We start from the raw sequence: 13,482 nt of genomic DNA, 5'->3' as shown, positions 1-13,482 counted from the left end.
GTCGCCAGCTTGACCTTGGTCGAGCAACTTGCGGAACATTTCCACGCCGGTGCAGGTGGTCTTCTGGGTGTCCTTGATGCCGACGATTTCGATTTCTTCGCCGACCTTGATGATGCCGCGCTCAACGCGACCGGTCACCACGGTACCACGACCAGAGATGGAGAACACGTCTTCCACGGGCATCAGGAAGGCGCCGTCCACGGCACGCTCAGGGGTGGGGATGTAGCTGTCCAGGGCGTCAGCCAGCTTCATGATGGCGCCTTCACCCAAGTCACCCTTGTCGCCTTCCATGGCGAGCTTGGCAGAGCCGTGAATGATGGGGGTGTCATCACCGGGGAAGTCGTACTTGGACAGGAGTTCGCGAACTTCCATTTCCACCAGTTCGAGCAGTTCCTTGTCGTCGACCATGTCGCACTTGTTCAGGAACACGATGATGTAGGGAACACCCACCTGGCGAGCCAGCAGGATGTGCTCACGGGTCTGGGGCATGGGGCCGTCAGCAGCGGAGCAGACCAGGATAGCGCCGTCCATCTGGGCAGCACCGGTGATCATGTTCTTCACATAGTCAGCGTGTCCGGGGCAATCCACGTGGGCGTAGTGGCGGTTGGCGGTTTCGTATTCGACGTGGGCGGTGTTGATGGTGATACCGCGAGCCTTCTCTTCAGGAGCAGCGTCGATCTGGTCGTAGGCTTTGGCCTGACCGCCGAACTTGGCTGCCAGCACGGTGGTGATGGCTGCTGTCAGGGTGGTCTTGCCATGGTCCACGTGGCCAATGGTGCCCACGTTCACGTGGGGCTTGGTACGCGTGAATTTCTCTTTTGCCATTTTTCAAACTCCGAAAAGTAATGAGTTCAACCAAACATCACACAGCCGTTTCATCACCCAGAAACAACCGGAAAAAACGTGGTGCCCATGGCGGGAATCGGACCCGCGACCTCTCCCTTACCAAGGGAGTGCTCTACCACTGAGCCACATGGGCAAAAAAAACCTGTCACCAGACACATCAACTGGAGCGGGGTAGGAGAATCGAACTCCTCGCTTTAGCTTGGAAGGCTAAGGTATTACCACTATACGAACCCCGCATGAACCGCTTTCGCAGCGCCTTACGGCTTTTCGCTTCCCAAGGGCACACGCCCATTGCTGATGCATCACTTGGTGGAGAGGGCTGGATTCGAACCAGCGTACTCGTAAGAGGGCAGATTTACAGTCTGCTGCCATTAACCACTCGGCCACCTCTCCTTCGGTGAACGCAGGATTATGCCACGCATTTTTGCCAAAGTCACGCTGCCCGAAAAAATTTTCAGCCCGAGGCGGACTGCCGCTGCCTATGGCCGGTGCGCATCCCGCCACTGGCGGGCTTGGGAGAAGTGTCCGCACCCGATGAAGGGTTGCGGAGGCCGCAGCGCCGACAAGGGCGAAGGGTGGTTGGCGGTCAGCACCAGGTGGCGCTGCGCATCGATGAGCGTGCGTTTGCCTTGGGCATGCGCGCCCCACAGCATGAAGACGCAAGGCTGGGCGTGGGCCGACACATGGCGGATGATGGCATCGGTCAACACCTCCCAGCCCTTACCTGAGTGACTGGCAGGCTGACCCTCCTCCACCGTGAGACAGGTGTTCAGCAGCAGCACCCCGTTCTGGGCCCATTTCAGCAAGCTGCCTCCGGGGTTCGGGAATGCCGGGGGCGGTGTTCCGAGGTCGCGCTGCAACTCCTTGAAGATGTTGCGCAGGGATGGGGGCAATGCCACTCCGGACTGCACCGAGAACGCCAGCCCCTCGGCTTGGCCGCGTCCGTGGTAGGGGTCCTGCCCGAGGATGACGACCCGCACCTGCTCGGGCGGCGTCAGTTCCAGGGCACGCAAGGGCCGCGGCGGAAAGACCACGGCACCTGCGTCGAGTCGCGCCTGCAGAAAGGCAAGCAGCGACGTTCCACTGGGGCCCGCAAAGAATTCATCGACCACGGGCTGCCAGCCGGGGGCCACCGGCCAATCAGCCACTGCGGCGCTGCGCAGCTGATCTGCTTCCATACCCACCCAGTGCTCAACCAAACAGGGCCGCGAGCGCTTCGCCGGGTTCCTTGGCGCGCATGAACGCCTCGCCCACCAGGTAGGCTCCGACGCCTGCGGCCTGCATGCGCTCCACGTCCGCACGGGTGTGGATGCCGCTTTCCGTCACCACGATCCGGTCGCCGCCCACCATGTCCTTGAGCGCCAGCGTGGTGTCGAGCGACACCTCGAAGGTCTTGAGGTTGCGGTTGTTGATGCCCACCAAGGGGGTCTTGAGCTTGAGCGCACGCTCCATTTCGGCCTTGTCATGCACCTCGACCAGCACGGCCATGTCCAGGCTGCGGGCAATGGCTTCGAATTCGGCCATCTGGGCGTCCGACAGGCAGGCCGCGATCAGCAGGATGCAGTCTGCCCCCATGGCGCGCGACTCGTACACCTGGTAGGCATCCACCAGGAAGTCCTTGCGCAGCACCGGCAAGTCCACCGAGGCACGGGCCTGCTTCAGGTAATCCACACCGCCCTGGAAGAACTGCTTGTCGGTCAGCACCGACAGGCAGGCCGCGCCGTGCTCGGCGTAGCTCTGGGCAATGTCGGCCGGAATGAAATCCGGACGCAGCACGCCCTTGGACGGACTGGCCTTCTTGACTTCGGCAATCACGGCAGGCTTGCCGGCAGCCAGTTTGGCGCGGATGGCTCCCAGGAAGTCGCGCGTCAGCACACGCGACTCGGCATCAAACCGCATGGCGTCGAACGGCATGCGCTTCTTGGCGGCCGCCACCTCCTGGTGCTTCACGGCCACGATCTTGTCGAGAATGTCACTCATCGGTCAGTTCCTTTGGCCACCATCAGGCTGCCAGTTGTTGCGACAGCGCAGCCAGCGACTGCAGTTTGGCCTTGGCGGCACCCGATTCGATGGCCTGGCGTGCCGCGGCAATGCCTTCTTCCATGCTGGACACCACGTTGGCGGCATAGAGCGCCACCCCGGCATTGAGCGTCACGATTTCCTTGGCCGGGCCCTCGCGGTTGTCGAGCACGCCCATCAGCATGGCCATGGAATCCTGCGCAGTTTCCACCTTGAGCGAGCGGTTGCTCACCATGGGCATGCCGAAGTCCTCGGGGTGGATCTCGTATTCGCGGATCTCGCCGTCTTTCAGCTCGCCCACCAGCGTGGCCGCACCGAGCGACACCTCGTCCATCCCGTCGCGGCCATACACCACGATGGCGTGCTGGGCGCCCAAACGCTGCAATGCGCGCACCTGGATACCCACGAGGTCGGCATGGAACACGCCCATGAGGATGTTGGGTGCGCTGGCCGGATTGGTCAGCGGGCCCAGGATATTGAAGATGGTGCGCACACCGAGTTCGCGGCGCACCGGCGCCACGTTCTTCATGGCCGGGTGGTGGTTGGGCGCAAACATGAAACCCACGCCGACGTCGGCGATGCATCGGGCAATGGCCGCCGGGGCCAGATTGATGTTGACGCCCAGCGCCTCCATCACGTCGGCACTGCCGCTCTTGCTGCTGACGCTGCGCCCACCGTGCTTGCTGACCTTGGCCCCCGCGGCGGCGGCCACGAACATCGAACAGGTGGAAATGTTGAAGGTGTGGGAGCCGTCGCCCCCGGTCCCGACGATGTCGACAAGGTTGGTCGTATCCGCCACCTCCACCTTGGTGGAGAACTCGCGCATGACCTGGGCCGCGGCGGTGATCTCGCCAATGGTTTCCTTCTTGACCCGCAGTCCGGTGATGAGGGCGGCCATCATCACCGGCGACATCTCGCCCGACATGATCTGGCGCATCAGGTGCAACATCTCGTCGTGGAAGATTTCCCGGTGCTCGATGGTGCGCTGCAGGGCTTCCTGCGGGGTGATTTTCACGGGTGTGCCCGTCATGCTGTGCTCCTTAGGTGGTGGATGGCGCTGCCGTCAGCGCCAGTTTGATGCCGAAACCGATGAACAGGACGCCTGCCGCCTTGTCCAACCAATACATGCTGCGATTCACCAGACCCGCACGTGACGCAAGCCAAGCAGCCGCCAGACCCCAGCCAATGTTGACCCACAGGCCATTGAAAGTGAACAGCAGGCCCAAGCCCAGAAACGCCAGTGACTTGTGCTCCACCTGCGGGCCAATGAACTGCGGCAGGAACGCCAGGAAGAACAGCGCCACCTTGGGGTTGAGGGCATTGGTCCAGAAGCCGCGCAGGAATACCGCCTGAGCAGAAAATTCAGCGCTAGCCCGCGAAAGATATGCGTAATCCGCTTCCAAATCCATAGCAACTGGCCCGCGCGATCGCAGCAGTCGGCACCCCACATAGACCAGGTAGGCCGCACCCAGCCACTTGAGCACCGTAAAGGCCAGGCTCGACGCCGCAAGCAAGGCACTGACGCCCACGGTGGCGGCCACGATGTGCACAAAACAACCGGCCGTGATGCCCAGGGCCGCCACGACGCCCGAGCGCGCACCCTGGCGCAGGGCGTTGGAGACGATGTACAGCACGTCCGGCCCGGGCGTGAGGTTCAGCACCAGTCCGGCGAGCATAAACAGCAGCAGGGATTCGGTGCTCATGGTGCTGCGTCCCGGTTTGGCAACTCAGTACGGACCCGACGCGCCGGCGCCTGCGGCTACCGCGCCACCCTGGGCAAAGAACGCCCGCACGGTGGCCACGGTGTGGTCGATGCCTGCCGCATCCACATCGAGGTGGGTCACGAAGCGCAGGCCGATGAGCCCGGTCGCCAGCACGCCGTGGGCCTTGAGGTACTCCAGCAAGGCCGGGCCGCGCCCGTCGGCGACGTCGACGAACACGATGTTGGTCTGGGCCGAACGCACCGACAGCCCCGCAATGCCTTGCAAGCCTTGCGCCAGCCGCTGGGCCAGCGCATGGTCGTCGGCCAGACGCTCCACATGGTGGTCGAGCGCGTGGCTCGCGGCTGCCGCCAGCACGCCCACCTGGCGCATGCCGCCGCCGGCCATCTTGCGCACCCGGTGGGCGCGGGCAATCAGTTCCTTGCTGCCGCACAGGGCCGAGCCGACCGGCGCGCCCAAGCCCTTGCTGAAGCAGACCGACACGCTGTCGAACAAGCCGGTGATGCGACGGGCCGAGTCGAAGACGGTCTCACCCTCGCGCTGGGTCGCCACGGCGGCATTGAACAGGCGCGCGCCGTCCAGGTGCACCGCCAAGCCCTTGTCGCGGGCCAGCGCCGTGGCCTGCTCCAGGTAGCTGTGCGGCATGGGAAAGCCGTTCCAGGTGTTTTCCAGGCACAGCAGGCGGGTGCGGGCGAAGTGGCAGTCGTCGGGCTTGATGGCTCCGGCAATGTCCGCCAGCGCCATCTGCCCGGTCGCATCCTGCGCCAGCGGCTGGGGCTGGATGCTGCCCAGCACCGCCGCACCGCCGCCCTCGTAGCGGTAGGTGTGTGCCAGCTGGCCGACGATGTATTCATCACCCCGGCCGCAGTGCGCCATCAGCCCGCACAGGTTGCTCTGGGTGCCGGTGGGCATGAACAGTGCCGCCTCGAATCCCAGCGCGGCAGCCACCTTCTCCTGCAGGGCGTTGACGGTCGGGTCGTCGCCGAACACGTCGTCGCCCAGGGGGGCCGCCATCATGGCGGCTCGCATGGCTGCCGTGGGCTGGGTGACGGTATCGCTTCTCAGGTCTACTTTAGTGGTCAAATTGGCCTCCAGCCCAGGTGGAATGTGCGCAAGCAGCTATAACATGCATAGCAACTACCTGACGCTTCATTGCAGGAAATTGCGCAGCATGGCGTGGCCGTGCTCGGTGAGGATGCTTTCCGGGTGGAACTGCACCCCCTCCACGCGCAGGTGCTGCGGCATGCCATTGTGGCGCACGCCCATGATCTCGCCATCGTCGGTCCAGGCCGTGATGCTGAGCTCTTTCGGGCAGGTGGCGCGCTCAATCGCCAGCGAGTGGTAGCGGTTGACCGTGAACTGCGCGGGCAGCCCGGCAAACACGCCTTCCTGCGTGGTGGTGATGGTGCTGACCTTGCCGTGCATCTGCTCCTGGGCCCGCACGATGCGTCCGCCCAACGCCGCGCCCAGGCTCTGGTGCCCCAGGCAGACACCCAGGATGGGCAGCTTGCCCAGGAAATGCTGGATCGCCGCCACCGAAATGCCGGCTTCGGCCGGGGAGCAGGGGCCGGGCGAGATCACCAGCCGGTCCGGGCGGCGCGCAGCGATGCCTTCGATGGTGATCTCGTCGTTGCGGAACACCTCCACCTCGGCACCCAGTTCACCGAAGTACTGGACAATGTTGTAGGTAAAGCTGTCGTAGTTGTCGACCATGAGCAGTTTCATTGCAGTCCCTCCTCGACCAGTTCGGCCGCGCGCAGCAAGGCCCGCGCCTTGGCTTCGGTTTCTTTCCATTCCAGCTCAGGCACGCTGTCGGCCACGACGCCCGCTGCGGCCTGCACGTAGAGCATGCCGTTCTTGACCACCCCGGTGCGGATGGCGATGGCCACGTCCATGTCCCCGGCATAGCTGATGTAGCCGCACGCGCCACCGTAGATGCCGCGCTTGACGGGCTCCAACTGGTCGATCAGTTCCATGGCATGCACCTTGGGCGCACCGCTGAGCGTCCCGGCCGGGAAGGTGGCCTTGAGCACGTCCATGTTGGACAGCCCCGCCTTGAGCGTGCCTTCCACGTTGCTCACGATGTGCATGACGTGGCTGTAGCGCTCCACGCAGAAGGCGTCCGTCACCTTCACGGAACCGATGTCGGCGATGCGGCCAATGTCGTTGCGCGCCAGGTCAATCAGCATCACGTGCTCGGCGCGCTCCTTGGGGTCGGCCACCAGTTCGGCCTCGGCCGCCTTGTCCAGCTCGGGCGTGGCGCCGCGTGGGCGGGTACCGGCAAGCGGGCGGATGGTGACCTTCGTAGAGGTCTTGTCATCCGCGGTCACCAGCTCCTGGCGCACCAGGATTTCTGGCGACGCACCCACCACATGGAAGGCATCGCCCTGCCCCTGGGCAGCACCGAAGTGGTAGTAATACATGTAGGGGCTGGGGTTGAGCGAACGCAGGGCACGGTAGAGGCTCAGGGGCGAAGCCGTGAACGGCTTCTTGATGCGCTGGCCGAACACGATCTGCATGAAGTCACCGTTGCGGATCAGCTCCTTGGCGCGGTCCACCGCGGCCATGTAGTCCTGCTTGGCGTAGTCGCGCTGGCACGTTGTGGCAGGCTGCGGGTCGATGGAAGGGGCCACCACCGCCTGGGCCAGTTGCGCCTTCAGCTGGGCCAGGCGTGCCTGCCCCTTTGCAAAGGCGTCGGGCTGGGCGGGGTCCACGTACACGATCAGGTGCAGCTTGCCCGACAGGTTGTCGATCACCGCCAGTTCCTCGCACTGCAGCAGCAGGATGTCGGGGGTACCGATCTCGTCGGGCGGGCAAGTGGCTTCGAGCTTTTTCTCGATGTAGCGCACCGCGTCGTAGCCGAAATAACCGGCCAGCCCACCGCAAAAGCGCGGCATGCCGGGCTCAATGGCGACCTTGAAGCGCTGCTGGTAGGCGGCAATGAAGTCCAGCGGGTTGCCCTGCGCGGTCTCCACCACTTGTCCGTCGGTCACGACCTCGGTGTTGGCCTGGGCGCCAAAGCCGCTGGCACGCACCCAGGTGCGTGCGGGCAGGCCGATGAAGCTGTAGCGGCCGAAGCGCTCACCGCCCACCACCGACTCCAGCAGGAAGCTGTTGGCAGCGGGTTCGGTCGCGCCCGGGGCGCGGGCGAGCTTGAGGTACAGGGAAAGCGGAGTTTCCAGGTCGGCAAAGGCCTGGGCCGTCAGCGGGATGCGGTTGTAGCCCTGGGATTGCAGGGCAAGGAATTGCTGTTCATTCATGGATGCGCCTTGTCAGCGGTTTTCAAAACGGGGCCAGGCGAATGGCTGGCGGGGGTTTTGCGCGCAATAAACCGGAGAAGCCTCCGTGCCACTTGACCGCGCGGGGTCGCATCCTGCCGCGCGGGGCTCACCTGCTGCGAGGTGAGGGCGGCATCAGCGTCCAGGCACTGCAGACGAGCGTCGCCAGGGCCAGGCTCCCCGGTCGCTGCTACCTAGTCTGCTGATGTGGTGGATGAACATAAGACGCACAGTGTAGCAAATGCCAGGGCCACCACGCTGGACGCCCCTGTGCGCGGTCAACTGGCACCCGTTCTGCGCGTAAACCCTGATGCCGTAAACGGAACCCCTGTATCAGAATGTGAACGATCGTTCTTTTTGAGGGGTTGAACATGTTGAAGTGGGTGCGTGTACTTGGTTTGGTGGCTGGTTTGGGTGTCGCGGCACAGGCGTATGCCGCTACCGACATTGCGGGTGTGAAGATTGAAGACACGGCCACAATAGCCGGCGTCAAGCTGCAACTCAACGGCGCAGGCATCCGCTACAAAGGTCCGTTCAAGGTCTACGTCGGTGACCTCTACACCACCCAGAAGGTCAAGTCACTTGAGGAGTTGATCGCTGCCCCTGGCCCCAAGCGCCTGACCATGACCTTCCTGCGCGAAATCGAAGCCGGTCCTTTCGGCAAGCTGCTGACCCGGGGTGTGGAAGACAACGTGCCGAAGAATGAAATGTCCAAGCTCGTGCCCGGAATGATCCGCATGGGCGACATCTTCACCGTCAACAAGGTGCTCAATCCCGGCGATGTCATCACCATCGACTGGATTCCCGGTACCGGCATGGTGGTCACCGCCAAGGGCAAGGTCCAGGGTGAACCGTTCAAGGAGCCGGAATTCTTCAAGGCCATCATGTCGATCTGGTTCGGCCAAAGCCCGGCCGACTGGAAGCTCAAGGACGCCATGCTGGGCATCAAGTAGAGCAAGTCCTCCCCTACCCCCACTCACTACCAGGAAGATCCATGTCGTTGAAAACTGCCATTCGCACTGCCTTGCTCGCCGGCCTGATGGGCGCCACCCTGGCCGCCCACGCGGTCACGGAAATCGCCAACGTGAAGCTCGAAGACACCATCACGGTGGCCGGCACCAAGCTCCAGCTCAACGGCGCTGGCATCCGCTACAAGGGCCCGTTCAAGGTCTATGTCGGTGACCTGTACACCACCAAGAAGGTCCACAGCCTCGACGAACTGATCGCCGCGCCGGGCCCCAAGCGCCTGACCATGACCTTCCTGCGCGAAATCGATTCTGCGTCTTTCGGCAAGCTGCTGACCCGCGGTATCGAAGACAACACCAGCAAGGCCGAAATGTCCAAGATCGTGCCCGGCATGATCAAGATGGGCGACATCTTTGCCGCCAACAAGGCGTTCAATGCAGGCGACGTCTGCGCCCTGGAGTGGGATCCGGCCAAGGGGCTGAGCATCTATGCCAAGGGCAAGCTCCAGGCCGAGCCGTTCCAGGACCCCGCGTTCTTCAAGGCCTTGATGTCGATCTGGTTCGGCACCAGCCCGGCCGACTGGAAGCTCAAGGACGCGATGCTCGACGTCAAGTAACGCCCGCTTCAAAACCCCATCCTCAAACCTGCCCGTACGTGGCAGGTTTTTTTTCGCCCACAGGGATACTGCACAGGGTAAAAAACACGGCCTCGCGAATGAAATGCAAGGGTTTACCCAGACCAATCAAAGGTGACAAGCAAGCCGACAAGGCATAAATTAACGGTTCCTGACAAAACCAATCCAGGGGAGACACCTGTGAAACTGAAAGTCAAGTTGCCGCTGGCATTCGCGCTGGCGATGGGCCTGCTGTTCATTGCCGGTCTGGTCGGCATATTGCGTCTGTCTTCCTCGGTCAGCATCTTCGAGCAGGAGGTGCTGCATTCCGTCAGCGCCCACAAGAAAGTCGCGGAAGTCGGTTCCAGCTTCGCCACCGCGATCCAGGAGTGGAAGAACGTGCTGCTGCGTGGCAAGGACCCCAAGGACATGGACAAGTACTGGCAAGCCCATGCCAAGGAAATGAAGGATGCCCAGGAAAAGGCCCAGCAGCTCGCCAGCATCATTGGAGATGGCCCGGAAAAGGCGATGGTGCAGAAGCTTCTCGCCGGACTGACTGCCGCCCAATCGGGCTACACCGAGGCGTTCGAAGCCTTCAAGTCGTCTGGGGCGGACTACCAGGCGGGGGACAAGGCCGCCAAGGGCAAGGACCGGGAAGCCGCGACTACCTTGAAGGAATTGCGCGACATTCTTTCGAAGAAGGAAACCGAAATCACCGAGGTGGCCTTGGAGAAGGCGGCCGGCGCCAGGCTATTGGCGCTGACGCTGATGGTCGTTATATCCGCCCTGGGCATCGCGGGGGGCTTCTGGCTGAGCCGCCGTATCGTCGCGCCGCTCGAAGACGCCATTGCAGTGGCCGAGACAGTAGCCCAGGGCGATCTGAGCCACCCCATCGAGTCCCATGGCAACGATGAAATCGGACATTTGCTGCAATCGCTGAAGTCCATGCAGGACAAGCTTTCCTTGCTGGTGGCCAATGTCCGCCAGGGCTCAGAGTCCGTGGCCTCCGCCTCCGCCGAAATCGCCCAAGGCAACAACGACCTCTCGGCCCGCACCGAACAGCAGGCTGCCGCTATTGAGGAGACCAACGCCTCCATGAGCGAACTCGGCGGCACCGTCAACCAGAACGCCGACGCCGCCCGCCAGGCCAACCAGCTCGCCACCAATGCGTCTTCCGTCGCCGTCCAGGGCGGCGAAGTCGTCGGCCGGGTCGTCGACACCATGAAGGACATCAACGACTCCAGCCGCAAGATCGCCGACATCATCTCGGTGATTGACGGCATCGCCTTCCAGACCAACATCCTGGCCCTGAACGCTGCGGTCGAAGCCGCGCGTGCCGGCGAACAGGGACGAGGCTTTGCGGTGGTGGCCTCCGAAGTGCGCGCCCTGGCCGGGCGAAGTGCCGAAGCCGCCAAGGAAATCAAGGCATTGATCACCGCCAGTGTGGAAAAGGTCGAACATGGCACCACCCTGGTGGACCAGGCGGGCTCCACCATGACCGAAGTCGTGGCCTCGATCCAGCGCGTCACCGACATCATGGGCGAGATCAGTGCCGCTTCCAACGAACAGAGCTTGGGCGTGAGCCAGATCAGCGAGGCCATTGGCTCCATGGACCAGACCACGCAGCAGAACGCAGCGCTGGTCGAAGAGATGGCGGCTGCGGCGTCGAGCCTCAAAGCCCAGGCCCAGGAGCTGGTGGGCGTGGTGGCCTCGTTCAAGATCAGCAATGACATCCGCGCCAACCTGCACCGCCCCAGCACCGCAGCCATCGCGCAGCACACGCCTGCAAGAACGGGTTCGGTGCCTCAGGTTCCGAAGCGCCCTGCCCCACCCGTGCCCACCAAGGCGGTAGCGCCCAAGCCAGCCGCGCCAGCGCCCACCAAGAACCACGCAAAGGCCACCAGCGCAGATGACGGAGACTGGGAAACCTTTTGAGGTTCCCTTGGACCACACCACCGCACTGGACCTGGCCGTGCTGGCCGAGTACGTGGGCAACGACCCGGCAGAACTGCAGCGCTTCATTCGCTTGGGCGAACAAAGCCTGAGACAAACGCTGGCGCCACTGGACGCTGCCTTGCAAACCCTGGATTTGTCCTCCCTGCAAACCTGCGGGCACCGCGCCAAATCCACGGCCCGGCACCTGGGCGCACGGGTATTTGGGGACCAATGCAAAGCCCTGGAATGCGCCGCCCGCGCAGGCAATACCGTGCAGGCCACGCACCATGGGCAATGGCTGCTCGCGAGCCGGGAGTCGCTGCTGCAAGCCTTGGAACACGCGGGGCGCGAGCGAGGGGACTCGGCCCGCTGAAGCGCGGGACCCGGACCGCTCCCCCGTACCCGAATCAGGCCGCCAGCTGGGCCCGCATGGCGTCGATCACGCCCTTGTAGTCGGGCTTGCCGAAGATGGCGCTGCCCGCCACAAAGGTATCGGCACCCGCGTCGGCCACGCGGCGGATGTTGTCGGTCTTGATGCCGCCGTCCACTTCGAGGCGAATGTCCTTGCCACAGGCATCGATACGGCGGCGCACGTCTTCGATCTTGCGCAGGGCCGAGTCGATGAAGCTCTGGCCACCAAAGCCCGGGTTCACGCTCATGATGAGCACGAGGTCGATGTCGTCGATGACCCAGTCCAGCACGTCGAGCGGCTCGGCCGGGTTGAACACCAGCCCGGCTTTCACCCCCTTGGACTTGATGGCCTGAATGGAGCGGTGCACATGGCTGGAGGCATCGGGGTGGAAGCTGATGAGATCAGCACCGGCTTCGGCAAAGCCAGCAGCCAAGGCATCGACCGGAGAAATCATTAGATGCACGTCGATGGGCACGGCCACACCGGCCGGTGTCTTGGCATGCGGCTTGAGCGCCTGGCACACCATGGGACCGAAGGTCAGGTTGGGCACATAGTGGTTGTCCATCACGTCGAAATGGATCCAGTCGGCGCCAGCGGCGATCACGTCCGACACTTCCTGCCCCAGGCGGGCAAAGTCAGCGGAGAGGATGGAAGGGGCAATACGGTAGGTCATGGCGGCATTCTATCGGCGGCCCCAAACGGCCAGTCACGATCCGTGTGCCAGGAACACGCCTGTAAAGCCGTGTAAAGGCGGTCAACAGCCCGGTACACCGGGCGTTAAGGACACAAGCTCTGAAAAACATCGGAGCTCGCTCTAGACAGTCGGAGCCCATGCGACAGTCTTTTCATAGTGAGTACCTGACCATGTTGAACATCAAATCCCTGATCGCTGCTACCGTGTTGACTGGCGTTGCTGCCGTCTCCTTCGCCCAGGCACCCGCTGCCGCCCCGGCCAAGCCTGCTGCTCCCGCTGCTCCCGCTGCAGCCGCTGCCCCCGCAGCTCCTGCCCCAGCCGCCGCTGCGGCACCCGCAGCCAAGCCCGCTGCTGCTCCGGCCGCTGAAGCTGCAGCCAAGCCCGCAGTGAAGAAGGAAAAGAAGGCCAAGAAGGCCAAGAAGGCTGAAGCCGCCACCAAATAAGCTGCGACCAGTCGCCAGCCCGAGGCACCGGTAAACCCGGTGCCTTTTTGGCTTTGGTGGGACGCTCCGCAGCGGCTGGGTAGCCCCAAGGGAAATCCTGTTGTGCAGACATGGGCCGTGCTGCACAACACCCTTTGGGCTACCATCGCCCCATGGCCAAGTACCACTTCACCATCGAAGTACAACCCCAGTACCTCCCAGAGCAGTCCTCTCCCGAGGACGACGCCTACGTCTTTGCCTACACCATCACCATCACCAACACCGGTGATGTCACCGCCCAGCTCATCGCCCGCAGCTGGAACGTGAACGACGCCAACGGCTTCACCGAAAAGGTCAAGGGTCTGGGCGTGGTGGGGCAGCAGCCCCTGCTCAAGCCCGGCCAGTCGTTCGAATACACCAGCGGCACCCGCCTGCGCACGCCCACCGGCACCATGCACGGCAGCTTCTTCTTCGTCGCCGAAGACGGAGAGCGCTTCGACATCGACATCCCCATGTTCGTGCTGGACGCCGTGTCCGGCCAGGACGAAGCGCCCCCGCGCACGCTGCACTGACGCG

The 13,482-nt window shown here is 63.5% G+C and carries 15 protein-coding genes and 3 tRNA genes; 6 read left to right on the top strand and 12 right to left on the bottom strand.

Annotated elements, in window-relative coordinates; translation table 11 throughout:
* The 11 genes from RQP54_RS08325 to trpE form a co-directional block, all read right to left on the bottom strand.
* Positions 1–825, bottom strand: an 825-nt coding sequence (locus tag RQP54_RS08325) for an elongation factor Tu (RefSeq protein ID WP_315677723.1), incomplete at its 3' end; no start/stop codon positions are given.
* Between the two features lie 79 nt (positions 826–904).
* A tRNA-Thr gene (locus RQP54_RS08320) sits at positions 905–979 on the bottom strand.
* A gap of 29 nt (positions 980–1,008) precedes the next feature.
* Positions 1,009–1,082, bottom strand: a tRNA-Gly gene (locus RQP54_RS08315).
* Positions 1,083–1,153: 71 nt separating this feature from the next.
* Positions 1,154–1,239: transfer RNA gene (locus RQP54_RS08310), tRNA-Tyr, on the bottom strand.
* Positions 1,240–1,325: 86 nt separating this feature from the next.
* Complete coding sequence (locus RQP54_RS08305) at positions 1,326–2,024, bottom strand: uracil-DNA glycosylase (RefSeq protein ID WP_315677722.1); 699 nt, start codon at positions 2,022–2,024, stop codon at positions 1,326–1,328.
* 13 nt (positions 2,025–2,037) lie between these two features.
* The gene (gene trpC, locus RQP54_RS08300; RefSeq protein WP_315677721.1) at positions 2,038–2,826 is read right to left on the bottom strand and encodes an indole-3-glycerol phosphate synthase TrpC; all 789 of its coding nucleotides are present in this window, start codon (positions 2,824–2,826) and stop codon (positions 2,038–2,040) included.
* 22 nt (positions 2,827–2,848) lie between these two features.
* Positions 2,849–3,895, bottom strand: a complete 1,047-nt coding sequence (gene trpD / locus RQP54_RS08295; RefSeq protein ID WP_315677720.1) for an anthranilate phosphoribosyltransferase — start codon at positions 3,893–3,895, stop codon at positions 2,849–2,851.
* 10 nt (positions 3,896–3,905) lie between these two features.
* A complete protein-coding gene (locus RQP54_RS08290) occupies positions 3,906–4,568 on the bottom strand; it encodes a LysE family translocator (protein WP_315677718.1) in 663 nt (220 codons plus the stop codon).
* A gap of 24 nt (positions 4,569–4,592) precedes the next feature.
* Positions 4,593–5,669 (bottom strand): low-specificity L-threonine aldolase, encoded by a 1,077-nt coding sequence (ltaE, locus tag RQP54_RS08285; protein ID WP_315677717.1) that lies wholly within the window; start codon positions 5,667–5,669, stop codon positions 4,593–4,595.
* A gap of 66 nt (positions 5,670–5,735) precedes the next feature.
* Positions 5,736–6,311 (bottom strand): aminodeoxychorismate/anthranilate synthase component II, encoded by a 576-nt coding sequence (locus tag RQP54_RS08280; RefSeq protein WP_315677716.1) that lies wholly within the window; start codon positions 6,309–6,311, stop codon positions 5,736–5,738.
* A complete protein-coding gene (gene trpE / locus RQP54_RS08275; protein WP_315677715.1) occupies positions 6,308–7,846 on the bottom strand; it encodes an anthranilate synthase component I in 1,539 nt (512 codons plus the stop codon). Before trpE ends, RQP54_RS08280 begins: the two co-directional genes overlap by 4 nt.
* 389 nt (positions 7,847–8,235) lie before the next feature.
* On the opposite strand from trpE, the gene RQP54_RS08270 reads away from it, so the two are divergent.
* From RQP54_RS08270 to RQP54_RS08255, 4 genes are all read left to right on the top strand, one after another.
* Entirely contained in the window at positions 8,236–8,817 is a 582-nt protein-coding gene (locus RQP54_RS08270; RefSeq protein ID WP_315677714.1) for a chalcone isomerase family protein, read from the top strand.
* 41 nt (positions 8,818–8,858) lie between these two features.
* Positions 8,859–9,446: a chalcone isomerase family protein gene (locus RQP54_RS08265; RefSeq protein WP_315677713.1), complete on the top strand. Its 588-nt coding sequence runs from the start codon at positions 8,859–8,861 to the stop codon at positions 9,444–9,446.
* A gap of 198 nt (positions 9,447–9,644) precedes the next feature.
* Entirely contained in the window at positions 9,645–11,378 is a 1,734-nt protein-coding gene (locus RQP54_RS08260; protein WP_315677712.1) for a methyl-accepting chemotaxis protein, read from the top strand.
* A 7-nt stretch (positions 11,379–11,385) separates the two neighbouring features.
* Complete coding sequence (locus RQP54_RS08255) at positions 11,386–11,751, top strand: hypothetical protein (RefSeq protein ID WP_315677711.1); 366 nt, start codon at positions 11,386–11,388, stop codon at positions 11,749–11,751.
* Positions 11,752–11,785: 34 nt separating this feature from the next.
* Here RQP54_RS08255 and rpe read toward each other — a convergent pair whose 3' ends face one another.
* Entirely contained in the window at positions 11,786–12,463 is a 678-nt protein-coding gene (rpe, locus tag RQP54_RS08250; protein ID WP_315677710.1) for a ribulose-phosphate 3-epimerase, read from the bottom strand.
* 191 nt (positions 12,464–12,654) lie between these two features.
* Here rpe and RQP54_RS08245 point away from each other — a divergent pair, with 191 nt between their 5' ends.
* Entirely contained in the window at positions 12,655–12,927 is a 273-nt protein-coding gene (locus tag RQP54_RS08245) for a hypothetical protein (RefSeq protein WP_315677709.1), read from the top strand.
* A gap of 152 nt (positions 12,928–13,079) precedes the next feature.
* On the top strand, positions 13,080–13,478 hold the full coding sequence (gene apaG / locus RQP54_RS08240; protein ID WP_315677708.1) for a Co2+/Mg2+ efflux protein ApaG: 399 nt from the start codon (positions 13,080–13,082) through the stop codon (positions 13,476–13,478).
* Positions 13,479–13,482: the final 4 nt, after the last annotated feature.

Origin of the sequence: Curvibacter sp. APW13 (assembly GCF_032337135.1) — a bacterium.
Taxonomy (GTDB): Bacteria; Pseudomonadota; Gammaproteobacteria; order Burkholderiales; family Burkholderiaceae_C; genus Allorhodoferax.
This window is presented reverse-complemented; position numbering and strand designations above follow the sequence as displayed.